This is a genomic window from Nocardioides sp. Kera G14, assembly GCF_020715565.1.
GTDB lineage: Bacteria > Actinomycetota > Actinomycetes > Propionibacteriales > Nocardioidaceae > Nocardioides.
The window spans coordinates 834,132-858,598 of the sequence record NZ_CP085839.1 but is presented as its reverse complement, the minus strand read 5'-3'; the positions used below and the strand labels follow the sequence as shown (position 1 = coordinate 858,598).

General features: G+C 70.0%; 21 protein-coding genes. 4 read left to right on the top strand and 17 right to left on the bottom strand.

All coding sequences use genetic code 11. From position 1 onward, the window contains the following. Nucleotide 1 precedes the first annotated feature (1 nt). Genes gatA through LH076_RS04255 form a run of 3 tightly spaced genes read right to left on the bottom strand, consistent with a single transcriptional unit; the run spans nucleotide 2 to nucleotide 2,336 of the window. Nucleotides 2–1,513: an Asp-tRNA(Asn)/Glu-tRNA(Gln) amidotransferase subunit GatA gene (gene gatA, locus LH076_RS04265; RefSeq protein ID WP_227782760.1), complete on the bottom strand. Its 1,512-nt coding sequence runs from the start codon at nucleotides 1,511–1,513 to the stop codon at nucleotides 2–4. After that, a complete protein-coding gene (gene gatC / locus LH076_RS04260; protein WP_227782759.1) occupies nucleotides 1,510–1,809 on the bottom strand; it encodes an Asp-tRNA(Asn)/Glu-tRNA(Gln) amidotransferase subunit GatC in 300 nt (99 codons plus the stop codon). The genes gatA and gatC overlap by 4 nt, the downstream gene beginning before the upstream one ends. 5 nt (nucleotides 1,810–1,814) lie before the next feature. Continuing rightward, entirely contained in the window at nucleotides 1,815–2,336 is a 522-nt protein-coding gene (locus LH076_RS04255; RefSeq protein WP_227782758.1) for a GNAT family N-acetyltransferase, read from the bottom strand. 28 nt (nucleotides 2,337–2,364) lie between these two features. Here LH076_RS04255 and LH076_RS04250 point away from each other — a divergent pair, with 28 nt between their 5' ends. Beyond that, nucleotides 2,365–2,886, top strand: a complete 522-nt coding sequence (locus LH076_RS04250; RefSeq protein WP_227782757.1) for a GNAT family N-acetyltransferase — start codon at nucleotides 2,365–2,367, stop codon at nucleotides 2,884–2,886. 14 nt (nucleotides 2,887–2,900) lie between these two features. On the opposite strand, the gene LH076_RS04245 is transcribed toward LH076_RS04250, so the two are convergent. Beyond that, complete coding sequence (locus LH076_RS04245; RefSeq protein ID WP_227782756.1) at nucleotides 2,901–5,252, bottom strand: glycosyltransferase family 2 protein; 2,352 nt, start codon at nucleotides 5,250–5,252, stop codon at nucleotides 2,901–2,903. 81 nt (nucleotides 5,253–5,333) lie between these two features. Next, on the bottom strand, nucleotides 5,334–7,619 hold the full coding sequence (ligA, locus tag LH076_RS04240; protein WP_227782755.1) for an NAD-dependent DNA ligase LigA: 2,286 nt from the start codon (nucleotides 7,617–7,619) through the stop codon (nucleotides 5,334–5,336). A 121-nt stretch (nucleotides 7,620–7,740) separates the two neighbouring features. Between ligA and LH076_RS04235 the strand changes: the two genes are divergently transcribed. Together LH076_RS04235 and LH076_RS04230 are read left to right on the top strand one after the other, a co-directional pair. After that, nucleotides 7,741–8,391 (top strand): TetR/AcrR family transcriptional regulator, encoded by a 651-nt coding sequence (locus LH076_RS04235; protein WP_227782754.1) that lies wholly within the window; start codon nucleotides 7,741–7,743, stop codon nucleotides 8,389–8,391. Then, the gene (locus LH076_RS04230; RefSeq protein WP_227782753.1) at nucleotides 8,388–10,025 is read left to right on the top strand and encodes an MFS transporter; all 1,638 of its coding nucleotides are present in this window, start codon (nucleotides 8,388–8,390) and stop codon (nucleotides 10,023–10,025) included. Before LH076_RS04235 ends, LH076_RS04230 begins: the two co-directional genes overlap by 4 nt. Nucleotides 10,026–10,173: 148 nt before the next feature. Here LH076_RS04230 and LH076_RS04225 read toward each other — a convergent pair whose 3' ends face one another. The 5 genes from LH076_RS04225 to LH076_RS04205 all read right to left on the bottom strand — a co-directional run bounded on the left by LH076_RS04225 (nucleotide 10,174) and on the right by LH076_RS04205 (nucleotide 14,707). After that, entirely contained in the window at nucleotides 10,174–10,722 is a 549-nt protein-coding gene (locus tag LH076_RS04225; RefSeq protein WP_227782752.1) for a type 1 glutamine amidotransferase domain-containing protein, read from the bottom strand. Between the two features lie 61 nt (nucleotides 10,723–10,783). Next, the gene (locus LH076_RS04220; protein ID WP_227782751.1) at nucleotides 10,784–11,233 is read right to left on the bottom strand and encodes an Hsp20/alpha crystallin family protein; all 450 of its coding nucleotides are present in this window, start codon (nucleotides 11,231–11,233) and stop codon (nucleotides 10,784–10,786) included. Nucleotides 11,234–11,326: 93 nt separating this feature from the next. Continuing rightward, nucleotides 11,327–12,313 carry a methionine synthase gene (locus LH076_RS04215; protein ID WP_227782750.1) on the bottom strand — a complete coding sequence of 329 codons (987 nt, stop codon included), beginning with the start codon at nucleotides 12,311–12,313 and terminating at the stop codon, nucleotides 11,327–11,329. 106 nt (nucleotides 12,314–12,419) lie between these two features. Beyond that, nucleotides 12,420–13,523 carry a tRNA 2-thiouridine(34) synthase MnmA gene (mnmA, locus tag LH076_RS04210; RefSeq protein WP_227782749.1) on the bottom strand — a complete coding sequence of 368 codons (1,104 nt, stop codon included), beginning with the start codon at nucleotides 13,521–13,523 and terminating at the stop codon, nucleotides 12,420–12,422. Next, nucleotides 13,520–14,707, bottom strand: coding sequence for a cysteine desulfurase family protein (locus LH076_RS04205; RefSeq protein ID WP_227782748.1), 1,188 nt, complete (start codon nucleotides 14,705–14,707; stop codon nucleotides 13,520–13,522). Before LH076_RS04205 ends, mnmA begins: the two co-directional genes overlap by 4 nt. A gap of 58 nt (nucleotides 14,708–14,765) precedes the next feature. Here LH076_RS04205 and ppk2 point away from each other — a divergent pair, with 58 nt between their 5' ends. Further along, nucleotides 14,766–15,656, top strand: a complete 891-nt coding sequence (ppk2, locus tag LH076_RS04200) for a polyphosphate kinase 2 (RefSeq protein ID WP_227782747.1) — start codon at nucleotides 14,766–14,768, stop codon at nucleotides 15,654–15,656. A 3-nt stretch (nucleotides 15,657–15,659) separates the two neighbouring features. Here the strand turns inward: ppk2 and LH076_RS04195 are convergent, their stop codons facing one another. From LH076_RS04195 to LH076_RS04165, 7 genes are all read right to left on the bottom strand, one after another. Further along, nucleotides 15,660–16,670, bottom strand: coding sequence for an isopenicillin N synthase family dioxygenase (locus tag LH076_RS04195; protein ID WP_227782746.1), 1,011 nt, complete (start codon nucleotides 16,668–16,670; stop codon nucleotides 15,660–15,662). Between the two features lie 94 nt (nucleotides 16,671–16,764). Continuing rightward, nucleotides 16,765–17,874 carry a glutamate 5-kinase gene (gene proB, locus LH076_RS04190; RefSeq protein WP_227782745.1) on the bottom strand — a complete coding sequence of 370 codons (1,110 nt, stop codon included), beginning with the start codon at nucleotides 17,872–17,874 and terminating at the stop codon, nucleotides 16,765–16,767. A gap of 3 nt (nucleotides 17,875–17,877) precedes the next feature. Next, the gene (obgE, locus tag LH076_RS04185) at nucleotides 17,878–19,452 is read right to left on the bottom strand and encodes a GTPase ObgE (RefSeq protein WP_227782744.1); all 1,575 of its coding nucleotides are present in this window, start codon (nucleotides 19,450–19,452) and stop codon (nucleotides 17,878–17,880) included. A gap of 91 nt (nucleotides 19,453–19,543) precedes the next feature. After that, the gene (gene rpmA / locus LH076_RS04180) at nucleotides 19,544–19,801 is read right to left on the bottom strand and encodes a 50S ribosomal protein L27 (protein WP_227782743.1); all 258 of its coding nucleotides are present in this window, start codon (nucleotides 19,799–19,801) and stop codon (nucleotides 19,544–19,546) included. Between the two features lie 54 nt (nucleotides 19,802–19,855). Continuing rightward, nucleotides 19,856–20,170: a 50S ribosomal protein L21 gene (rplU, locus tag LH076_RS04175; protein ID WP_227782742.1), complete on the bottom strand. Its 315-nt coding sequence runs from the start codon at nucleotides 20,168–20,170 to the stop codon at nucleotides 19,856–19,858. 151 nt (nucleotides 20,171–20,321) lie between these two features. Continuing rightward, on the bottom strand, nucleotides 20,322–23,345 hold the full coding sequence (locus LH076_RS04170; RefSeq protein ID WP_227782741.1) for an Rne/Rng family ribonuclease: 3,024 nt from the start codon (nucleotides 23,343–23,345) through the stop codon (nucleotides 20,322–20,324). A 357-nt stretch (nucleotides 23,346–23,702) separates the two neighbouring features. Further along, nucleotides 23,703–24,440 carry a TIGR03936 family radical SAM-associated protein gene (locus LH076_RS04165; protein ID WP_227782740.1) on the bottom strand — a complete coding sequence of 246 codons (738 nt, stop codon included), beginning with the start codon at nucleotides 24,438–24,440 and terminating at the stop codon, nucleotides 23,703–23,705. Nucleotides 24,441–24,467: the final 27 nt, after the last annotated feature.

Here is a 24,467-nt window from a genome sequence, read left to right as displayed (position 1 = left end):
GTCAGTTGCCTTCCTTGGCGTACGCCGACGGCACGATCGGTCCGCCCCACTGCTCGTGCAGCGCCGACTCGAGGGCCGCACCGACGCGATAGAGCCGCGCGTCCTCGAGGACAGGCGCCAGGAACTGGATGCCCGTGGGCAGGCCGTCCTCGCTCGAAACCCCACTGGGGATGGAGATTCCGGGCACACCCGCGAGGTTGGCCGGAATCGTGGCGAGGTCCTGCAGGTACATCGAGAGCGGGTCGTCGACCTTCTCCCCGATCGGGAACGCGGTGGTCGGTGCGGTCGGACTGACGAGCACGTCGACCTGCTCGAAGGCCTTCTTGAAGTCCTCGATGATCAGCGTGCGGATCTTCTGCGCCTGTCCGTAGTAGGCGTCGTAGTAGCCCGACGACAGGGCGTAGGTGCCGATGATGATGCGGCGCTTGACCTCGTCACCGAACCCCGCGTCACGGCTCGCGCGCATCACGTCCTCGGCCGACGGCGAGCCGTCGGGGGTGACGCGCAGGCCGTAGCGCATGGCGTCGAACTTCGCGAGGTTCGAGGAGCACTCCGCCGGAAGGATCAGGTAGTAGGCCGCCATCGCGTGCACGAAGTTCGGCAGCGAGACCTCGACGACGTCGGCACCCATCTTCTTGAGCAGCTCGACGGACTCGTCGAAGCGCTCGACGACGCCGGCGGTCCAGGCGTCGCCCTGCAGCTCCTTCACCACGCCGACGCGCAGGCCGGCGAGGTCGCCGGAGGCACCGGAACGCGCGGCCTCGACGAGACCGGTCACGGGGGTCGGCACCGAGGTCGAGTCGCGCGGGTCGTGACCGCCGATCAGCTCCTGCAACAGCGCGGAGTCGAGGACCGTGCGCGTCACCGGGCCGAGCTGGTCGAGCGAGTTGGCGAGTGCGATCACGCCGTAGCGCGACACCGAGCCGTAGGTCGGCTTCACGCCGACCGTGCCGGTCATCGCGCCGGGCTGCCGGATCGAGCCACCCGTGTCGGAGCCGATCGCCAGCGGCGCCTGGAAGGCGGCGACCGCGGCAGCCGAACCGCCGCCCGACCCACCGGGGATGCGGGTGTGGTCCCACGGGTTCTTGGTCGGTCCGTACGCCGAGTTCTCGGTCGAGGACCCCATGGCGAACTCGTCCATGTTGGTCTTGCCGAGGATCGGCAGGCCGGCCGCCTTGATCAGGTGAGTCACCGTGCCGTCGTACGGCGGGATCCAGCCCTCGAGGATCTTGGAGCCTGCGGTCGTCGGCAGGCCTGCGGTCGTCAGCACGTCCTTGATCGCGATCGGTACGCCGTCGAGCTCGTGCAGCGCCTCACCGGCGGCACGGCGTGCATCGGACGCGGCAGCCTGCTCCAGCGCACCTTCGGCGTCGACGTGGAGGAACGCGTTCAACTCAGAGTCGGTGGACGAGATCTGGTCGAGGTGCGCCTGCACCAACTCCACGCTCGTCACCTCGCCGGCGGCCAGCGCCGCAGCCTGCTCGGCCGCGGTCTTGAAGATCCATGCGCTCACTGCTCGTCCCCCAGGATCCGCGGGACGCTGAACTTGCCGTCCTCCTGCTCGGGAGCACCCGACAGCGCCTGCTCCGGCGTCAGGCTCGGCACCACGATGTCCTCGCGGAAGACGTTGGTCATCGGGATCGGGTGGGAGGTCGGGACGACGTCGTCACCGGCCACCCCCTGGATGGACGCGACCGACTCGAGGATGACGTTGAGCTGCGGTGCGAGGTGGTCCAGCTCGGCATCTGACAGGTCGATCCGGGCGAGGTCGGCCAGGTGGCGCACCTCGTCACGGGAGAGTTCAGGCATGGGGGTCAGTCTAGTGAGCGGCTGAGGTCGAGCCGCATCCAGACGTCGTCAGGACCGCCGAGGCTGCTGGACTCGCGATGGGTCTCGACGAAGCCCATCCGGTCATAGAACGCGCGTGCGTTGTCGTTGCCGGCCATATGGGCGAGACGCACCGCCGTGACGTCGCCTCTGTGTGACTCGATGGCTGCCTCGAGCAGGGCTCGGCCGAGACCGCGGCGCTGCGCCTCGGGCAGCAGGTAGAGCCGCCAGACGACGAGCGCATCACCGTCGCGCCCGAAGCCCGTCATCCCCACCACGCGGTCCCCGACCTCCGCGACCAGGATCCGGTTCCCTTCGATCGCACGAAGCGTCGACTCCACGGTCCACCACTGCGCGAGGCCCTCGCGCACATAGTCCTCGCCAGCCAGCGGGACGTAGGTCGCGTGCCATGCCGTGCGGCCCACTTCCAAGATCGCGTCGACATCGTCAGCGTCGCCGGTCGGATGCTCACGGTGGTCATCCTGCCCAACCGAAAACCCTGTGCGCACCTGTCTTTCCGGCACCTAGGGTCATGGCATGACCCGGCTGATCCTCCCCGACCTCACCCGCTTCGAGGAGTGGCGCGACCTGCTCACGGAGATGCGGAGTGAGACCGACATCCCACACGGCAGCGGGATGTGGGAGGTCGACGCCGGCATCACCGAGGAGGGCCTGGCGCAGCACATCATCGTCTCGGCCCACCTGATGGACACCTCCCGCCCCGCGCCGCAGGGCCGCGTGCACGCCACCCAGTTCTGGGTCACCGACGACGAGGACCGGCTGGTCGGCTTCCTCCACATGCGGCACGAGCTCAACGAGAACCTGATCGACCGTGGCGGGCACGTCGGCTACGGCATCCGCCCGTCGCGCCGCCGTGAGGGCCACGCCTCGGCCGCGCTCGGCCTCGCCCTCGAGCACCTGAAGGCGCTCGGCGTCGACCGTGTCCTCGTCACCTGCGACGACGACAACGTCGCCTCCGCCCACACGATCGAGTCGCAAGGCGGCGTCATGGAGGACGTCCGCAACGGCACCCGCCGCTACTGGATCGAGCTCGCCTGAGCGCGGCGCCGATCTCAGGACGGGCTGGCCGTCGGCTTGCCCTTCGGACTGTGGGCCGCCTTGGTGGCTCCGGTGGTCGGGGCGGTGCTCGGCCGACCGGTGGGTCGGGCGGCCGTGGTGGTCTTGGTCTGGCCCGGAGGTGAGTGCGTAGCGGTCGGCGACGTGGCGCGGACCGTCGGCGACGCGGTCGGTCGCGCCGTGGTGTGCACGGCTGAGGGCGAACGGGTCGGCCGTGCGGACCGGGCGGACCCGGTCGAGCGGCTCGCACCGGATCGCGAGGGGGGCGCCACGACGGGCAGGGCGAGCGATCCGGTCGGTGCAGGAGTGCTCGCGGGCGTCGACGGTCTTGGCGTCCGGCGGGCCGATGTGGCGGGCCGGCGCAGGTGCTCGTGCACGCTCTCGGACATCGACGGCATCTGCTGCACACCCACAGGGGCGGCGAACGCCACGAATGCCACCGACAGGCCCGCGAACGCCGTGGCCACCGCACCGCCGCGCCGGACCGGCGTCACGATGCCCGCAGCCGTACTCCGACGACGCTGCTGCTCCTCGGTCAGGTCGCTGCGGATGGCCGCCAGGCTGTTGAGCGGAGCCGCCGCGAAGCCGCACGCCTGGATCGCGAGCATGATCGCCACCGCCTGGTGGGACGCGGCCCCGGCGGCGGAGACGAGGATCGCGACAGCACCGGCACCGGTGAGTACGGCGAGCGACGTCTCGATCCGGTTGCCCCGCACCGCGTCGCGGAGGCGCGGCTCGCCCTTGACCTTCGGTGTGCGGAGGAAGGCACCCTGCTTCGACACCAGCCCCAGCCACGAGGCACGCGCGACGGTCACCCCCAGAGCGAGCCAGATGCAGAAGGCACCGAACGCGTCGCGCCAGCCCGCCTCCGCACTGCTCCGGCGGACGAGCGCCACGGCACGGACCGCCCCCAGGACCACCAGCGCGACCGCAGCGAGGACGAGGAGTCCGGAGAGTCGGCGGATGACCATCTCGCCTCCGAGGAGGAGGTTGAGCGCACCGGCGAGGAGGAAACCGGTGAACGCGAGACCGGCGAGGTCGCTGAACCACTGCAGCCCGCCGACGAGGTAGGCCCACTTCTGACCCGTCGTCAGATGGTTGTCCGGTCCGCCGCCGGGCATGAGCGAGCGCCAGTGCAGCCGCAGGATCTGGATGCCGCCGAAGCACCAGCGGAAGCGCTGCTTCTTGAGCGCCTCGAAGGTGAGTGGCATCAGCCCCTGCCCGTAGGCCTTGTCGATGTGCACGCCTCGTCCGCCGGCGCGGAGCAGCCGCAACGAGAGCTCGGCGTCCTCGGTGATGCACCACTCGTCCCACCGCCCGGCGTCGACCAGGGCCGAGCGTCGGATGAGCCCCATCGTGCCGCCGAAGATCGCGCCGTTGCGCTCGTGGCGGGAGCGTTGGGACACGTCGAAGAAGTAGCTGTAGGAGTAGTACAGCCGGCGGAAGTACGACGACACCCGCCAGTCCCGGTAGTCCTGCGGCGTCTGCACGAACGCCACGGACGAGTCAGCGAAGATCGGCGCGCACTCGCGCAGCCACTCGCGCTTGACGTGGTAGTCCGCATCGACGATGCCGATCAGCTCGGTGCGGGGGTCGACGCGGGTGAGCGCGTAGTTGAGCGCTCCGCTCTTGTAGCCGGGCCAGTCCTCGAGGTGGATGAAGACCAGCCGCGGGTCGGTGTGGCAGAACTCCTCGAGGGGCCGCCACAGCAGCGGGTCGGTCGTGTTGTTGTCGACCACGAGGATCTCGTAGTCGTCGTAGTCGAGGGCGAGAAGCGTGCGCAGCGTCTCGATGACGAGCTCGGGCGGCTCGTTGTGGGTCGGCACGTGGAGGCTGACGAACGGTCTGTGCTCGGCACCCGCACCGGCGGCGACGGCGAGCGGATCCGCCCAGCGTCGCCGCGCGAGCACGTCGACCAACTCCCACACATAGCCCACGCCGAGGAGAAGGACGAAGAGCTCCAGCACCAGCAGGACCGCGGAGACCGCCGCGCCGACACTCCAGCCGACGGAGAAGGTCCACACGGCGACGTACACGAGGTAGGCGACGCCGACGTCGAGCGTGATCGCCCAGGCGACGAGGCCACGGACATCCCAGTCCCGGGCGACGGGCCACCATGCGAGGACGGACAGGGTCACCACCGCAGCGGGGACCATGGCTCGCTCGGGCCCGAGGTGCACCAGTGCGCCGAGGCCCAGTGTCACGAGCCCGGCAGCGATCGCCGCCGTCGCTGCCGCGGGCACACCGAGCCGACCGCCGGCCGGTCGGCGTACGGTGAACAGCAGGACGGTGACGGGGATGAGCAGCACCACCCCGATGACGAGGGCATGCGCCAGCAGGTCGAGCATGGGGATCTCCTGCGTCGGGGCCTCGGCCGTCCCGAGGGCCGCTACAGGAACATGTCACCAAGCGGGCTGCCCGTTACATCGTCAGAGCCCCGCAGGTCCGGAGGCGAGCAGGGTCTTGAAGCCCTCCTCGTCGAGGATCGTCAGGCCGAGCTCCTCGGCCTTCGCAGCCTTGGAGCCGGCGTTCTCACCGATCACGACGTAGTCGGTCTTCTTCGAGACCGAGCCTGCAGCCTTGCCGCCGTGACTGATGATCGCCTCCTTCGCCCCGTCGCGGGTGAAGTCCTCGAGGCCGCCGGTGACCACCACCGTCAGGCCCTCCAGCGTCTGCGGGATCGACTCGTCCCGCTCATCCTTCATCCGTACGCCGGCGGCGAGCCATTTGTCCACGATCTCGACATGCCACGGCTCACGGAACCACTCGATGACCGCGTCGGCGATGACGGGCCCGACTCCCTCCACCTCCGCGAGCCGCGCGCGGGCGCGCTCGGCCGCGGTGGCGGGCGCCTTGCTCCGCCTGGCCTTCGGCTTCGCGGCCACGTCAGCCACGTCGGCCTCGTCGGGCGCATCAACCACGTCGACCACGCCCGAGTCGGCAGCGTCCTCGACGTCCTCGGAGGTGAGCTCGGTCAGCTCCGCGTCGCGTGCCTCCTCGGCCAACGCACGGAGCGCCTGCATGGAGGCGAACTCGCTCGCCAGTGCCCGTGCCGCGGTCGGCCCGACGTGGCGGATGGAGAGCGCCACAAGCACCCGCCAGAACGGCACTCCCTTCCGCTCCTCGAGGTTCCCCAGCAGCTTCAGCCCGGTGGCTGAGAGCTGGCGGCCCTCCTCCCCCCGCTTGGGATCGCGGGTGAAGAGCGGCGTGGCCAGCAGCTTCGCCTCGTCGAGGTCGAAGACGTCGCCCTCGTTGCGCAGCGCTCCGGACTCGAGCAACGCGACGCAGGCCTCGTAACCCATGCCGTCGATGTCGAACGCCCCTCGCCCGGCCACGTGGTTGACCCGCTCGGTGACCTGCGCCCGGCAGTACTCGTGATTGGGGCAGCGCCGATCCTTGTCGCCCGCCTTCTGCTCGACGAGCTCCGTGCCGCACGCCGGACAGTGGGTGGGAGGCACCCACTCCGGCAGCCCCTCCGGACGCAGCGCCAGCACCGGGCCCAGGATCTCCGGGATCACGTCACCGGCCTTGCGGACCACGACGGTGTCGCCGGGGCGGACGTCCTTGCGGGCCACCTCGTAGAAGTTGTGCAGCGTCGCCAACTCGACGGTCGAGCCGGCGACCTTCACCGGCTGCATCACGCCGAACGGCGTCACGCGGCCGGTGCGGCCGGTGTTGACGGCCACATCGAGCAGCTTGGTGTGGACCTCCTCGGGCGGGTATTTGTAGGCGATCGCCCATCGGGGCGCCCGCGACGTCGACCCCAGTGCCCGCTGCTGGGCCACCGAGTCGACCTTGATCACGACGCCGTCGATCTCGTGCTCGAGCACGGAGCGGTCGTGGCGGTGCTCGGCGAAGAACTCGATGTACTCCTGCGCCCCCGCCAGGTCCGGCACCACCTTGACCGTCGGGGCGATCGGCAGCCCCCACGCCGCCAGCGCCTCGTAGGCGTGCGACTGTGCGACCGGCTCGAAGCCCTCACGGGCGCCGATTCCGTGACACACCATCCGCAGCCGGCCGAGACGGGCGATCGCCGCGGTCCGCTTCTCTGCGGTGGTCGAGACGCCGTCGAGCTTGAGCCGCAGCGAGCCTGCGGCGGTGTTCCGCGCGTTGGCGAACTCCTTGATGCCTGCCTCACGCTGCTCGGAGATCAGCGCCTCGAACTCGGCCACCGGCATGTAGACCTCGCCGCGCACCTCGACCAGGGCCGGTGCCGGGAACTCCTCGGTGGAGGCGAGCCGCTTCGGGATCGAGGCGATGTGCCGCACGTTGGCCGTGACGTCCTCGCCCGTCGTACCGTCGCCACGGGTCAGCGCGCGCTCGAGCACACCGTCGCGGTAGAGCAGGTTGATGGCGAGTCCGTCCACCTTGACCTCGCACAGCAGCTCCGGCGGCGTGGGTACGTCGGCCGCGACCCGCGTATACCAGGTCTGCACCTCCTCGAGGGTGAAGGCGTTGTCGAGCGACTCCATCCGCTGGAGGTGGTCCACGCTGACGAAGCCCGACGTCGCACGACCACCGACGGACTGGGTGGGCGACTCAGGCGTGACGAGCTCTGGGTTGCTCGTCTCCAGCGCGACCAGCTCGCGCCAGAGTGCGTCGTACTCGGCATCCGACAGCGTCGGGGTGTCGGACTCGTAGTAGAGCGCACGCGCCTCCTCGATCAGCTGGGTGAGCTCGTGATGGCGGGCGCGGAGGTCCGTGGCGTCAGACACAGAACGATTATTCCAGTTGCGGGAATGAAACGGCTTCGTACTATCTTGGGGATGGAACGAAACGGTTTCGTTCCATATGTGACAGGCACGTTAACCCGGATAGGCGAAAGGAGGCGTACGGGTGAACCTTCCCCTCCCCCGACTCCATCGCCCGCGCGTCGAAGGCGACCGCCAGCGGGAGATCCTCGACGCAGCGATCGAGGTCCTCAGCGAGGTCGGGTATGACCGATTCACCATGGACGCGGTCTCCAGCCGCGCCAAGGTGTCGAAGGCGACGCTCTACCGCCACTGGGAGGGCAAGGTCGACCTCGTCGTCGACGCGCTCTCCAACCTCAAGGACGAGGGCGATGAGCTGCCGGACACCGGCACGCTCCGCGGCGACCTGCTCACCGTCATGTGCGGCCACGGCGGCCTCGACGACCAGAGGTCGACGTCCCTCTTCGCCGGAGTCCTCACCGCGATCAGCCGCGACCCGGAGTTCGCGAGTGCGTTCCGCGAGCGGTTCATCGCTCCCAAGGTCGAACGCTCGGACGCCTGCTGGCGCCGTGCCGCTGATCGTGGCGAGCTCCGCGAGGGCCTCGACCTCGACCTCATGTCCCCGGCCTGTGCCGGGATCGTGCTCCACCGGACGTTCCTACTCGGCGAGGCGCCGACCGTGGACGTCATCACCAAGGTGATCGATCAGATCATCCTCCCCGCAGCACTCAAGCCGAGCGTCCTCAAGAGGGAGCTCGCCTTCGCCCACCCTTCCGCCACCAAGGAGAAGAAATGACCACCACCGCCCCCCTCACCGGGGACACCGCACCACCCGAGGGCGGCAGCCGCCACCTCGGCTGGGCGCTCGTCCTCATCTGCGTCGCGCAGCTGATGGTCGTCCTCGACGGCACCATCGCGAACATCGCGCTGCCCTACATCGGCACCGATCTCAAGATCTCCCAGGCCAACCTCACCTGGATCGTCACCGGCTACGCCCTGGCCTTCGGCGGCCTGCTGCTCCTCGGCGGCCGCCTCGGTGACCTCTACGGCCGCCGCCTCATGTTCATGTCGGGTCTCTCGATCTTCGCCGTCGCCTCCCTCCTCGGCGGCCTGGCGCAGAACGAGGGCCTCCTCCTCGGCGCCCGTGGCCTGCAGGGCGTCGGCGCTGCGCTCGCCGCTCCGGCTGCGCTCGCGCTCATCGCCACCACGTTCCCGGCCGGCCCGCAGCGTGCCCGCGCGATGGGTGCCTACGCCACCATGTCCGGGGTCGGGGCCGCCATCGGCCTCATCCTCGGCGGCTGGCTGACCGGCCTGGACTCGGTCTTCGGCCTCGACGTCGACGGATGGCGCCTGACCTTCCTCATCAACGTCCCGATCGGCATCATCGCCGCCCTCCTCGCGCCGCGCGTCCTGGCAGAGTCCGAGAAGCACCACGGCGAGCTCGACATCCCGGGTGCCGTCACCGGCACGCTCGGCCTGCTCGGCATCGTCTTCGGCCTCTCCCGTGCCGGTGAGGAGGCCTACGGATGGGGCAACTGGCAGACCCTCGCCTCGCTCGGCGCGGGCGTCGTGCTGCTCGCCGTCTTCGTCCTCATCGAGTCCCGCGTTGAGCACCCGCTGCTGCCGATGCGCATCTTCGCCGACCGCACCCGCGTCACCAGCTTCATCGCGATGATGATCGCTCCCGCCGCGATGATGGCGATGTTCTTCTACCTCAGCCAGTTCATCCAGCTGATCATGGGCTACAGCTCACTCCACGCCGGCTTCGCATTCCTGCCGTTCTCGGTCGGCATCGTGATCGGCGCGGGCCTCTCCTCCAACCTGGTGAGCCGCATCGACCCGCGCTACCTCGCCGGCGTCGGCACGCTGATCGCCACCTTCTCGCTCTACATGTACTCCCAGGTCCCGGTCCACGACTCGGCCGCCGACGTGCTCAAGGCGATCGGCGCCAACCAGCCGGTAGGCCACGACATCAGCTACTGGGGTCACCTGTTCCCGTGGATCGTCGCCATGGCGATCGGTATGGGCATGGTCTTCGTGCCGATGATGCAGACGGCGATGCACCACATCTCCGACCACGACTCGGGCATCGGCTCGGGCGTGCTCAACACGATGCAGCAGGTCGGTGGCGCCATCGGCGTCGCGGCCCTCTCCACCGTGGCGCTGCACTACTTCAACGGCACCTCGGACAAGATCGCCGGCCCGCTGGCGCAGGCACTCGGCGACAAGGGCTCGGCCCCCGTCCCCGGCTCCGACATGACCGTCCTGCAGGCTGCCGTCTACCAGGGCAGCTTCCCCGAGGGCGCCACCCACGCGTTCCTCGTCGGCGCGGTCATGATGCTCGTCGCCTCGGCGCTCATCTGGGTCTTCCTCAACGTGAAGCACTCCGAACTCGCCACCGACGGCCCCGAGGGTGTGCATGCGATGTAAGTGAGCGGCCGAGCCGCTTGCGAGCTCATGCCGCGAGCGCACGAGCAACGGCGCGAAGCGTCGTCCGTCGGCTGACGACTGACCCAGCAACACCACGCGGCGGCCGCCCCGATCGGGGCGGCCGCCGTCGTCGTACGTCGACAGGGATTCAGACGTGCGCGGGAGTCAACTTCTCCTCGATCGCGGAGACGAAGGCGGGCAGGTCGTCGGGCTTGCGACTGGTGATCAGGTTGCCGTCCACGACGACCTCCTCATCGACCCACTCGGCGCCGGCGTTGCGCAGATCCTGCTCGAGGCTCGGCCAACTGGTGAGGCGGCGGCCCTTCGCGAGTCCCGCATTGACCAGGAGCCACGGGCCGTGGCAGATCACGGCGATCGGCTTGCCCGCACCGTCGGCCTCACGGACGATGCGCTGCGCCTCCTCCTCCAGCCGGAGATGATCGGCGTTGACGGTGCCGCCGGGCACGACCACCGCATCGACGGCGGTCACGTCGAGGTCGGCCAACGAGCCGTCCACCTCGACCTTCTGGGACTTGTCGGTGTCGCCCTGGACTGCCTGGATGGCCTCGCCGCTGGCCGAGTAGACCCTGACCTCGGCTCCGGCCTCACGCAGCCTGTCGCGCGGGACCAGCAGCTCGGGCTCCTCGAAGAAGTCGGTGGCGATGATGGCGATCTTGGTGCCGCTCAGGTGGGACATGGGTACCTCCTTGTGGTGAGAGTGCTCTCCACAAGGAGGTACCCGACGGACAGGGAGGGATTCAGGCGCTGATGGCCTCGGGCTCACCCGGGGCGGTCAGCGTCGTGCCGTCCGCCGTGCGAACGGAGATCTTGCGCGGGCGGGCGCGCTCTGCGACGGGGATGGACAGGCGCAGGACGCCGTGCTCGTAATGGGCGTCGACCTGCTCGAGGTCGAGGTTGTCGCCGAGGACGAGCTGGCGGCTGAAGAGGCCGGTCGGACGCTCCGACGCCAGCATCTCCCAGTCACCGTTGCGCGCCGGGCGCTCCGCCTTCACCGTCAGGACGTTGCGCTCCACGTCGACGTCGAGCGTGTCCGGCGCGATGCCGGGCAGGTCGAACTCGACGATCAGCTTCTCCCCTTCGCGCCAGGCGTCGATCGGCATGACCGCCGGCCTGGTGCTCGTGCCATTCCCGAGGACCTCGCGGGCAAGCCTGTCGAAGTCTCGGAACGGGTCGGTCCTCATCAACATGGTTCACCTCCAATAGGAATGGGTTGTCGCGACCTGTCTGGTCGCTCACCTCCTGAAATAGCACCGGTTGAAGCCCCTTTCAAGGGCTGATTCTCAACCGTTCAGCGACGCGGCGCTGGTGCGCGCGAGGGCCAGCGCGGCCCGGGCGTCCGGAGCGCCGGCGAGGCCGCACGACGGCGTGATCACGAGCCTCTCGCCGACCTCCTCGGGGTCGAGACCGAGCATGTCCAACCAGCGCAGGCCCCGCTCCGTGACCTGCTTGTCCCCGGTCAGCTCACCGGTCGCCGGTACGACGCCCAGCGCGACTCCCACGCCTGCGTCGAGTGCCTCGCCGAGCTCGTCGAGATCCGCAGCGCGGAGCATCGCGCAGTCGGCGCTCAGCGTGGCCGCTCCGGCTCCGCGGACCAGGCCCCATGGCACGCCCGGAGCACATGAGTGCACCCACGGCTCGGCACCCTCGTCCGCGATCGCAGCGAGGACGCTGGCCAGAAGGTCCGACGCCTCAGGGATGTCGATCCGACGGTGCCTGCCGAACCCGCTGGCCGTCGGCACCTGGGCGTCGAGCACCGCAGCCAGCGCCGGCTCGTCGACCTGGATGATCAGCCGTGTTGCTCCGCTGATGCGGCGACGCAGCTCGCGGACATGGTCGCGTGCGGCCTCGGCGAGGGCCTGCGCCAGCTCGCGGCGGGCACCGTGGTCGGCCAGCAGCTTGTCGCCGCGGGGCCGCTCGACCGTGGCCGCCAGCGTCCACGGCCCGGCCAGCTGGGCTTTGAAGGCACCCTGATAGCCCTGCGTCAGCTCCTCGACCGTGTCGAGGTCCTGCGCGAGCAGCGAGCGCGCACGTCGCTGGTCGAGGCCGGCCGACCCGTCGGTGCCGGTCAGTCTCCAGCCGGCGGGCTGGAGGTCGGCGTCGAGCGGGAGCAGGGACAGCGTGCGACCGATCATCGTGGCACCGGCTCCGCGGACGGGCAGCTCGACGACGTACGGCAGGCCGACGGGCTCCGCAAGCTCGCCGAGCACGATGCGCTGGGCTTCGGCGAAGTCCTCGCCGGGCATCGACCCGATGCCCGTCGCGATCATCGCCACAACCCCACAAATGCACGGTTGCGCGCCGGCGCATCGGCGGGCACGCGGCGCGTAACCCCACAAATGTGCCGTTGTGGCCACGCCGCGGGACGGACGTCCATCATCCGGTGACCCGGACCGTCGAGGCGATCGTGCAGGAGCCGACGACACGGGTGCCGTCGTAGATGACCGCCGCCTGCCCCGGGGCGATGCCGTACGCCGGGTCGAGCAGCTCGATCTCGACGCCATCGACACCGACGGTCACGACGGCGCGGTGCTCGTCGCCGTGCGCGCGGAGCTGGACGGTGCACTCGGTGGGGACGCCGCCGGCTGGAGAGGCGCCGGCCCAGAGGGGGCGGATGCCCGAGATGTGCGAGACGGCGAGGTGCTCGCGCGGCCCGACGGTGACCGTGCCCGAGACGGGCTCGATGTCGAGGACGAAGCGCGGCTTCCCATCCGCTGCAGGCACGCCGAGGTGGAGTCCGCGGCGCTGGCCGATGGTCATGCCGAGGGTTCCGCCGTGGCGACCGACCTCTGCTCCGGCCTCGTCCACGATCACCCCCGGAGTGGTCCCGACGATGTCCGGCATCTTCTCGGCCAACCAGCCGGAGGTGTCGCCGTCGGCGACGAAGCAGATGTCGTGCGAGTCCGGCTTGTCGGCGACGAGCAGCCCGCGTCGAGCAGCCTCCTCGCGCACGAGCGGCTTCGGGGTGTCCCCCAGGGGAAAAAGCGAGTGCGCGAGCTGCGACTGGGTCAGCACGCCGAGCACATAGGACTGATCCTTGCGGTCGTCCGACGCCCGGTGCAGCTCCACGAGCCCGTCAGCACCCGAGCGGAGGACGGCATAGTGCCCGGTCGCGACGGCGTCGAAGCCCAACGCCAGGGCACGGTCGAGCACCGCGGCGAACTTGATCTTCTCGTTGCAGCGCAGGCAGGGGTTGGGCGTGCGGCCGGCGGCGTACTCGGCCATGAAGTCCTCGACCACGTCGGCATGGAAGCGGTCGCTCATGTCCCAGACGTAGAAGGGGATCCCGAGGACGTCGGCGGCACGGCGGGCGTCGTTGGAGTCCTCGATGGTGCAGCAGCCCCGTGCTCCCGAGCGGTAGGACGCCGGGTTGCGCGACAGCGCGAGGTGGACGCCGGTCACCTCGTGGCCGGCCTCGGCGGCGCGTGCTGCGGCCACAGCCGAATCCACACCGCCGGACATGGCAGCGAGCACCTTCACGAGAGCGGGCCTCCGGAGCCGCCGGCGCGCCGGGCGCGCTCCACGCACGGACCGAGCGCGGCGAGCAGTGTGTCGACGTCGTCCTGGGTGGAGGTGTGGCCGAGCGAGAAGCGCAGCGAGGCACGCGCCATCTCGTCCGAGGCGCCCATGGCGATGAGCACGTGCGACGGCTGCGGCACCCCGGCCGAGCACGCCGATCCGGTAGAGCACTCGATCCCCTGGGCGTCGAGCAGCATCAGCAGGGCGTCACCCTCGCAGCCCGGGAAGGAGAAGTGCGCGTTGCCCGGCAGGCGGTCGATCGGGTCCCCGTTGAGCACCGCATCAGGAACCACCGAGAGCACGCCGCGGATGAGCCGGTCGCGCAGGGCACCGACCCGGTCGGCGTACTCACCCTGCGTCTTGACCGCAAGCTCGACCGCGGCGGCGAAGCCGGCGATGGCGGGCACGTCGATGGTGCCGGAGCGGATGTCGCGCTCCTGCCCGCCACCGTGGACGAGCGCGGTGATGGAGAGCTCGCGCCGGGCGAGGAGGGCGCCGACGCCGTACGGGCCGCCGACCTTGTGCCCCGTCAGCGTCAGCGCATCCACTCCGACCGAGGCGAAGTCGACGGGCAGCGCGCCCACGGCCTGCACCGCGTCCGAGTGCACCGGGATGCCGTACGCCGTGCACAGCTCGACCACGTCGGCGATCGGCTGCACGGTGCCGACCTCGTTGTTCGCCCACATCACACTGACGAGCGCGACGGACGCAGGGTCACGCTCGATGGCCCCACGCAACGCCGGCAGCGACACGCGGCCCGCTGCGTCGACGGGCACCAGCTCGATCGAGAAGCCTTCGGCGGTGGAGAGCCAGTGCAGCGGGTCCAGCACGGCGTGGTGCTCCACGGCGGTCGCGAGCACGCGCACCCGGCGGGGATCGTCGTCGCGACGGGCCCAGGCGATCCCCTTCAGCGCGAGGTTGTCGGCCTCGGTGCCGCCGGAGGTGAAGACGACCTCGCCCGGCCGGCAGTCGAGCGCGGCGGCGATGGTCTCGCGCGACTCCTCGACCACGCGGCGGGCGCGCCGGCCGGAGGCGTGCAGCGAGGAGGCGTTGCCCACGTCGCGCAGGTGCTGCGTCATCGCCTCCAGCGCCGCGGGGACCATCGGCGTGGTCGCGGCGTGATCGAGGTAGACGGTGCTGCTCATGACCTCCCAAGACTAGGTCGTCACCGCGCGTTCACCGAACGCCCCTAGCCTCGCGGATGTGATCGAAGACCTGCGTGAGTACATCGACCGACTCCAGATCGACGGCCACACGATCGGCGAGGACCACGACGACGACCCGTTCCTGATCGACGCGACCGGCCGTGCGGTCGACACCTGGCGTGAGAACTATCCGTACGAGGAGCGGCTCGGCCGCGACGAGTACGACCTGCAGAAGTACGCGCTGCAGGTGGAGCTGATCAAGTTCCAGAACCACCAACAGAAGACCGGTGAGCGCCACGTCCTGCTCTTCGAGGGCCGGGACGCAGCCGGCAAGGGCGGCACGATCAAGCGCTTCATGGAGCATCTCAACCCGCGCCACGCCCGCACCGTCGCGCTGGTGAAGCCGAGCGAGCGTGAGCGCACGCAGTGGTACTTCCAGCGCTATGTGCAGCACCTGCCTGCCGCCGGTGAGCTGGTCCTCTTCGACCGCAGCTGGTACAACCGGGCCGGCGTGGAGCGGGTGATGGGCTTCGCCTCAGACGAGGAGTACGAGACCTTCATGGACCAGGCGCCGAAGTTCGAGAAGATGCTCGTCGACGCGGGCATCAAGGTCACCAAGCTGTGGTTCTCCGTCACGCAGTCCGAGCAGCGGACGCGCTTCATCATCCGCCAGATCGACCCGGTCCGGCAGTGGAAGCTCTCCCCCATGGACCTCGAGTCGCTCGACCGCTGGGACGCCTACACGGCCGCGAAGGAGGAGATGTTCCGCCGCACGGATACCAAGGCCGCGCCGTGGATCACGATCAAGTCCAACGACAAGAAGCGCGCCCGCCTCAACGCGATCCGCTACTTCCTCTCCACGGTCGACTACGACGGCAAGGACGACATCGTCGTCGGCTCCCCCGACCCCAAGATCGTCAAGCGCGGCCGTCGCGCCGTCGGCGACTGAGCGTCAGTACGCACTGAGGACGCGCTCGGCCTCGCGGGCCGCACCTTCGTTGAGTACGCCGGCACGCGACCCGGCGAGCTTGGCAGCGATGTGCTCGTCGACGGTCACCGGTGCATAGATCGCCGGGTGCTCCTCGTCCACGAAGGCCGGCAGCGGCCCGATCACGGCCTCGGGGTCGCCGTCGAAGAAGAGCGCGGCGGAGCGGCGCCGGTTGATGGTGCCGATGCCCTGCTCGTCGACGACGATCGGCGGCTTCACCCGGTGCAGCGTCGAGAGCCACTGCTCATTGGTCAGCCGCGTGGTGAGGTCGCCGAGGTTGATCAGCAGCGCACCGTCGGCGGGCTGCACGTCATGCCACCCGCCGTCGCCACCAAGCACCTGGAGTCCCTTCACCTGGTCCGCCCAGAGGATCGTCACGATCCCGTAGTCGGTGTGCTCGCCCATGCCGATGAGGTCCTCGTCGAGCTCGATCCGGGTGCCGGCGGGCAGCGCGTAGTTGTTCATCCGCAGGACCTCGATGGGGTTCCGGGAGAGGCCCGCGAAGAAGCCGCGCTCGAGGCCGAGGGCGTCCTCGAAGATCTCCGTCATGGTGCGGGCGACGCGGCCCGCCTCGGCGAACCACTCCTGCACCGCATCCTGGAACGACACCACGTCCGGCCAGGTGTTGCCCTCGCGACCGATGTTGAAGGCCTCGAAGAAGTCCTTCATCCGCGTCTCGGACTGCACGCCCGCACTCAGCGCGAGCGACTCGGACTTCGGAGCGGTGTAGCCGCGGTTCTCCGAGGCGGGGCGGATGAGGGCGCACTTCGCGTCGAGCGGCTGGTCGAAGAACGTGTCCATCGCGGCCGCGAAGGCGTCAATGGTCTGCTGGGCGATCCCGTGGCCGACGATCTGGATGAAGCCCACGTCGCGGCAGGCCCCGTCGATCTGCGCGGCGACGCGCTCCCGCTCGGCGGACGAGCCGTGGTCGACGTACGGCGTGATGTCGACGGTGGGGACGATGAACTCAGGCATGACGACTCCCTTGGTTCCCGGAGGTGTCTGGCCCCTGACGGCCGCCGTTGGAACTCGGGTGCGTTCAGTCTAGCCGCGGTGGGTTGCTGCTGTGTTACAGCAGGACGAGGTCGTCGCGGTGGATGACTTCACGGGCGTGGTCGGCGTCCAGGTCGCCCGTCGACCGGCCGGCGAGCTCTGGGATCTCGTCGGCGTCGAAGGCCACGAGCCCGCGTGCCACGACCGCGCCGTCGGGGCCGACGACGTCGACGGGGTCGCCGGCGTGGAAGCCGCCCGTCGCACCGGTGACACCCGCGGCCAGCAGCGACGCACCCCGCTCCACCAGGGCCCGTACGGCGCCGGCGTCGACCTGCACGGCGCCCGCAGGCTCCGTGGCGTGGGCCAGCCACAGCTGACGCGCCGAGGCTCTGCGGCCGGTGGCGTGGAAGAGCGTGCCGGTGTCGTCGCCGCCCAGAGCGGCGGCCGCACGGTCGGCGGCGGTCAGGACGACGGGGATACCCGCCTCCACTGCGATCCGGGCGGCGTCGATCTTGGTGACCATGCCGCCCGTGCCGATGCCGGCGGCACCGGCCTTGCCGATCACCACGTCCTCGAGGTCGGCCAGGGAGCGGACCTCGTCGAGGCGCTGAGCGCCGGGCTGTGACGGCGGGGCGTCGTAGAGACCGTCGACGTCACTGAGCAGTACGAGCAGGTCGGCCCGGACGAGGTGGGCCACGAGTGCGGCGAGGCGGTCGTTGTCGCCGAAGCGGATCTCGGAGGTGGCGACGGTGTCGTTCTCGTTGACGATCGGGAGCACGCCGAGCTCGAGAAGCTTCGCGAAGGTCTGACGCGCGTTGCGGTAGTGACTGCGACGCGTGACGTCGTCGACCGTCAGCAGGATCTGGCTGGCCGTCAGGCCATGACGGGCGAGCTCCTCGGTGTAACGGTGGACGAGCAGGCCCTGGCCGACCGAGGCCGCGGCCTGTTGCGACGCGAGGTCATGGGGCCGACGCGAGAACCCCAGCGGCGCAAGGCCTGCGGCGATCGCGCCCGAGGAGACGAGGACCACTTCGGCCCCACGCTTGCGTGCCTCGGCCAAGGCATCGACCAGCGCGCTGACCCGCTCGGGGTCGATGCCGCCCGCGGCGGTGGTGAGCGAGGAGGATCCGACCTTGACGACGATCCGCTTCGCGCTGGTGACCTGCGACCTCAACGACGTCGTCACGGACTACTCGCTCTTCTCCGCAGGCTCCCCGGGGTCGGACTCCGAGAGGTCGAAGAGGTCGGCGTCCGGGTCCTCCGCGGAGCCGATCTCGTAGCCCATCGGTCCGTCGACGTAGTTGTTCCTGTCGAGGCGGCGGGCGACGTCGGCGCGGGTCTCGCCCTCGGCGCGTTCCTCCATCAGCTCCTGGATGTCGCGGCGTCGCTGGGCGGCCGGACGGTCCTCGGTGAAGCGCTGGTCCTCGCCGCGGCGGCCGAGCATCTCGGCTCCGGCCTGGACGGAGGGGCGGAAGTCGAAGACGACGGCGTTCTTGCCGGGGTCGCCGATGATGACGGCGTCGCCCTCGTGGGCGCCGAGTTTGGTGAGCTGGTCCTCGACACCGAGGCGGTTGAGCCGGTCGGCGAGGTATCCCACGGCCTCCTCGTTGTTGAAGTCGGTCTGGCGGACCCACCGCTCGGGCTTGTCGCCGCGGACGACCCAGCCGTCGTCGGACGGGGTTATCTCGAAGTCGACGTGCGTGCCGAAGCCGCGAGGGCGGAGCACGATCCGCTGCGGCTCGACGGCGGGCTTCTCCTGACGCGACTCGGAGACGATCTGCGCCATCGCGAAGATCAGCTCACGTGTGCCCTCGCCACTCGCGGCCGAGATCGGGAAGACGCGGTAGCCCTTGGCCTGCAGGTCGTCGATCGTCATGTCGGCGATGTCGCGGCCGTCCGGGACGTCGATCTTGTTGAGCGCGACGAGGCGAGGACGGTCCTCGAGGCCGCCGTGACGGGCAAGCTCGTTCTCGATGATGTCGAGGTCGTCGAGCGGGTTGCGGCCCGGCTCGATGGACGCGGAGTCCAGCACGTGCACTAGCGCGGCGCAGCGCTCGATGTGGCGCAGGAACTCGTGACCGAGCCCGCGACCCTCGCTCGCACCCTCGATCAGGCCGGGTACGTCGGCCACGGTGAACGTGGTGTCACCGGCCGTGACGACCCCGAGGTTCGGGACGAGCGTTGTGAACGGGTAGTCGGCGATCTTCGGCCGGGCGCGGGAGATGGCCGCAATCAGGGAGGACTTGCCGGCGCTCGGGAAACCGACCAGGCCGATGTCGGCGACGACCTTGAGCTCGAGGCCGATCTCGCGCTCCTCGCCGGGCTCGCCGAGGAGGGCGAAGCCGGGGGCCTTGCGCTTGGACGAGGCCAACGCGGCGTTGCCGAGACCGCCGCGACCGCCCTCGGCGATGACGAGCTCGGTGCCCGCGCCGACCATGTCGGCCAAGACGTTGCCCTTCTCGTCCGTGACGACGGTGCCGTCCGGGACGGGCAGGATCAGGTCGGCGCCGTGCGCGCCGTTCTTGTGGTCGCCCGCGCCCTGGCCACCGTTGGTGGCGGTGCGCTTGGGTGAGTGGTGGTAGTCGATCAGCGTGGTGACGTCGGGATCGACGCGCAGGATGATCGAGCCTCCCGGACCACCGTTTCCGCCGTCGGGGCCGCCGAGCGGCTTGAACTTCTCGCGGTGGACGGAGGCCACGCCATGGCCGCCCCGCCCCGCAGCGACGTGGAGACGCACGCGGTCGACGAATGTGGGAACAGCCATGGGATCAGTCTTTCAGTAGAACAGTTGAAGAAATGGACGAAGGGCGTCCCGTATTCGGGACGCCCTTCGGTTCACGCTTGGTTGCGGAGCGTCACTCCGCGGCCGGGACGATGTTGACCACGCGACGACCACGACGCGTGCCGAACTCGACCGCACCGGCGGTGAGGGCGAACAGGGTGTCGTCGCCGCCGCGACCCACGCCGGAGCCCGGGTGGAAGTGCGTGCCGCGCTGGCGGACGATGATCTCGCCCGCGTTGACGACCTGGCCGCCGAAGCGCTTCACGCCGAGGCGCTGGGAGTTCGAGTCGCGGCCGTTCTTGGTGGACGCCGCACCCTTCTTGTGAGCCATCTCTTCAGTCCTTTTGAGTGATCGAAATGAGGGAGATCAGTCAGCCAACAACGCTCACGCGTTGATCGCGGTGACCTTGACCTGGGTGTAGTGCTGGCGGTGACCCTGGCGCTTCTTGTAGCCGGTCTTGTTCTTGTACTTCTGGATGATGATCTTGGGGCCCTTGGTGCCACCGACGACCTCAGCCGAGACGGACGCCTTGTCGAGACCGGTCGCGGTGACCTTCTCGCCGTCGACGAGCAGGACGACAGGGAGGGTGACCGAGGTGCCGGCCGTCGAGCCGCGCTTGCCCTCGACAAGGTCGATCTCGATGACGTCGCCGACGGCAACCTTCTGCTGCTTGCTGCCAGCCTTCACGATCGCGTACACCGCGGTCTCCTTCAACGAACTGTCGTACTGATGGATGAATCTGAGTCTTGTGGCTGTGCGCGCACGCCAAGCCGATACGGGGCACACACAACGAGGGTCAATACTAGGCGGCGGGCGTCGACACGGCAAAACCGCGACGACCCGCGCCACCTCACGCGCGGCTGGCGCCCCGGCGGGTGCGGGTGACGACCTTCGGCGGCGGCGTCGCCTCCACCGGAGGAGCGGCGGGAACATCGTCGGCACTGACCTCGACGACGGCGGCCTCGCCGGTCGAGATGACCGCCGTGCTGGCACCACGACGACCGCGGGTCCGGGTGATCACCTTCGGCGCCTGCGGCTCCGCCGGTACGTCGACCACGAGCTCGTCCGGCGCCGCGTCGGGCGTGCTCTCGGGCTCGATCTCGACCACGACCTCATCGGTCAGGTCTGCGGTGGTCTCGAGCTCCTCGTTGCTCTCCAGGACGGTGTCCCCGTCGAGCGGAGCCGCCTCGGCGTCACTCTCGGCCAGCGCGTCGTCGGCGTGGACGACCTCGTCGTCGTACTCGTGGCGCGGGAGGGAGGCGATCACCTTGGGCGACGGGATCGCCGGGGTGGGCTCGGGCGTGGGGGCCTCGTCGCCACCGCCGTTGCGACCCTTGCCGCCGCGACGACGGCGGCCGCGGGGCTGCTCGTCGGGCTCGACCTGCGGGGCGCCGGAGGTGGCGACCGGGTGGTCGTGGACGACGATGCCGCGGCCCTGGCAGTGGCTGCAGGTCTCGGAGAAGGCCTCGACGAGGCCGGTGCCGATCCGCTTGCGGGTCATCTGGACCAGACCGAGCGAGGTGACCTCGGCGACCTGGTGACGGGTGCGATCGCGGCCCAGGCACTCCACCAGACGGCGGAGCACGAGGTCGCGGTTGGACTCGAGGACCATGTCGATGAAGTCGACGACGATGATGCCGCCGATGTCGCGCAGCCGGAGCTGGCGGACGATCTCCTCCGCGGCCTCGAGGTTGTTCTTGGTGACCGTCTCCTCGAGGTTGCCGCCGGAGCCGGTGAACTTGCCGGTGTTGACGTCGACGACCGTCATGGCCTCGGTGCGGTCGATGACGAGCGAGCCGCCCGAGGGCAGCCAGACCTTGCGGTCCAGGCCCTTGGCGATCTGCTCGTCGACGCGGTAGACGGCGAAGAGGTCGGGAGCCTGCTCCTGGTACTCCTTGCCCATCGCGTCGGTCGCCGTGCGGGTCGTCTCGTGCTTCTCGAGGCGCTCGGCCAGGTCGGGTGCGACGTGGTCGACGTAGTTCTTGACGGTCTCCCATGCGTCGTCGCCCTGGATGACGAGCTTGGCGAAGTCCTCGGTGAAGAGGTCGCGGACCACCTTGAGCGTCAGGTCGGGCTCACCGTAGAGGAGCTGGGCGTTGCCACCCTTCGCGGCCTTGCCCTCGATGTCCTCCCAGCGGGCCTTCAGGCGCTCGACGTCGCGGGTGAGCTCCTCCTCGGACGCACCCTCGGCCGCCGTACGCACGATGACGCCGGCGGTGTCGGGGACGATCTCCTTGAGGACCGACTTGAGGCGGTTGCGCTCGGTGTCGGGGAGCTTGCGGGAGATCCCGGACGTCGTGCCGTCGGGGACGTAGACGAGGAAGCGGCCGGCAAGGGAGATCTGCGAGGTGAGGCGTGCTCCCTTGTGGCCGACCGGGTCCTTGGTGACTTGGACGAGGACGGTCTGGCCGCTGGAGAGGACGGACTCGATCTTGCGCGGCTGGCCCTCCTTGTGGCCGAGCGCGGACCAGTTGACCTCGCCGGCGTAGAGGACCGCGTTGCGACCCTTGCCGATGTCGATGAAGGCGGCCTCCATGCTCGGCAGCACGTTCTGCACGCGGCCGAGGTAGATGTTGCCGATCATCGAGGTCTGGGACTCGCGGGCGACGTAGTGCTCGACGAGGACCTTGTCCTCGAGGACACCGATCTGCGTGAGGTCGCCACGCTGGCGGATGACCATCACGCGGTCGACGGACTCGCGGCGGGCCAGGAACTCGGCCTCGGAGACGATCGGGGCGCGGCGGCGGCCGGCCTCGCGGCCGTCGCGCCGGCGCTGCTTCTTGGCCTCGAGGCGCGTGGAACCGGAGATCGAGGTGATCTGCTGTTCGAGCGGGCGGGACTCACGGACCTTGACGACGGTGTTGACGCCGGGTTCGTCGTCCGAGCCACCACCGGAGTCACCGGCGCGGCGACGGCGACGACGGCGACGGGAGCTGCCGCCCTCGCCGTTGCCCTCGGAGTCGTCGTTGTCCTCGTCCGTGTCGGTCTCGCCGGCCTCGGCGCTGTCGGTGTCATGGCCCTGCTCGGCGGAGTCCTCGGAGTCGTCCTCCTCCCCCGCGTTCGCGGAGGCGGGCTTGCGTCGGCGGCGACCACCACGACGGCGACGACGGCGGGCCGGCGTGGAGCCGTCCTCGTCCTCACCGTCGGCGTCGCTCTCGGTATCACTCTCGGTGTCGTCGACGTCCTCGTCGTCGGCACCGCCGGCAGCCTCAGGGATCTCGGTGGCCTCGACCTCATCCGTCACGAGCACACCGTCGGAGAGAACCTGGGCTTCGGCATCCTCCTCGTCCGCCTCGGACTCACGCTCGACGACCGGCTCCGGCTTGGGCGCGGCGGCCTTGCGGGTGCGCTTGCGCGGAGCGGCCTTCTCGGGCGCCTGGAAGAGCGCGGCCGGAGCGGCGGGACCGGTGGAGGCCTCGGGCTCGGAGGCGGCGGCCTCGACGACCGTCTCGGCGGCGGGGTCGGTGACCGCACCGTCGGTCAGGTCGGGAGCAGGGCCGTCGGCGAGGGCGTCGGGGGCCTTCTTGGCGGTGGTCTTCTTCACCGCGGTCTTCTTGGCCGCGGTCTTCTTTGCGGCGGTCTTCTTCGCAGCGGTCTTCCTGGCCGGCTTCTCCGGCGCCTCGACAGCCGCCTCGGAGAGGGCGGTGGCCGGGTCGACGACGGTCTCGGCGACGGGGTCGGCGGCGTCCGCGGTCAGGTCGGGTGCCGGGCCGTCAGCCAGGGCGTCGGGAACCTTCTTCGCCGCCGTCTTGCGGGGAGCCCGCTTGGCGGGCGCCTTCTTCGCCGCCTTCTTGACCGGGGCGGCGCTCTCGCCCGCCTCGACGGCGGGACCGGATTCGGTCGTGGTGGAGTCGACGGTCAGGTCGTCAGCCATAAGGGCACTTCTCCTCGGCCCCGCCGTGAGCGGCAGGGCGTGTATGGCGCCGTGGGCGCAAAAGCTTGTCAGGGCGACGACGCGTCCTGCGCGCTCGCATCAAGGATCGGTATCGCCCGCCACCTGCCGCGGTCGCATGCTCTCTCACTGACAGCCCCTGTCACCGGCTGCCGAGCCGCGTCGCGTCTGGCGACTGACGTGTCGTCCCCGTGTCTCCCGCTACCCGGGGGTGCTGGGCGTCGAGATGACGGATGAGTCGTCGGGTCCCACTCAGCACCTGCGGTACAGCCACGTGCTATCGCGAAACCGTGGTCAGTATCGCACACGGATGGTGTTCACCCGTGGTCAACGCGCAGTTCAGAGCGCCGGCTGGCTCGAGAACGGGTCGCTGATGGCGCCCGTCGACTCGTCGAACGGACCCTGCGTGAGGCGCGTCAGGAGCGGCAGGCCGCCGTACTCCGCCCCCACCTGGAGGCCGCCGAGGGAGGCCAGCCCGGACATCACATCGTCCGGTCGTACGGCGGGCGTACCGTGCTTCAGGACCAGCGAGATGCGGACGCCCTCACCGAGGGACTCGACGCTCATGGAGACGACCGCGGCGCGGGCATCGAAGGAGCGCATGCCCTTCTTGGTCATCCGCTCGACCGGGACCTCGTCGGCCTTCAGGAAGACCTCGACGGCGGCGGCCGCCTGGATCGGCGGCACCGGTACGTCGATGTGCCAGCTCGAGGCCTGCATCAGGTCGGCCAGCGAGCCGCCCGGTGACTCCACGACCTCCTCGATGTCGAGACCGACCGGCAGCGCCCCGACCAGGAGTGCCTTGACGTGGGCCGGGTCGACGACCTGCGCGAGTCCGATCTCGACGTACTCGGCCTCGCTCGCCGCCCCCGTCGGGGACGCGCCGGCGTACGAGACGCGCGGGTGCGGGTTGAACCCCGAGGAGTAGGCCATCGGGATCTTGGTGCGCATCAGGGCGCGCTCGAAGGCGCGGGAGAAGTCGCGGTGGGATGTGAAGCGGAGCCGCCCGCGCTTGGCGTAGCGGATCCGAAGCCGCTGGACCGGCGGTGCCTGCTGTTCGGGGATCTCGCGTGCCACGTGGGCATTCTCGCTGAGAACGCGGCG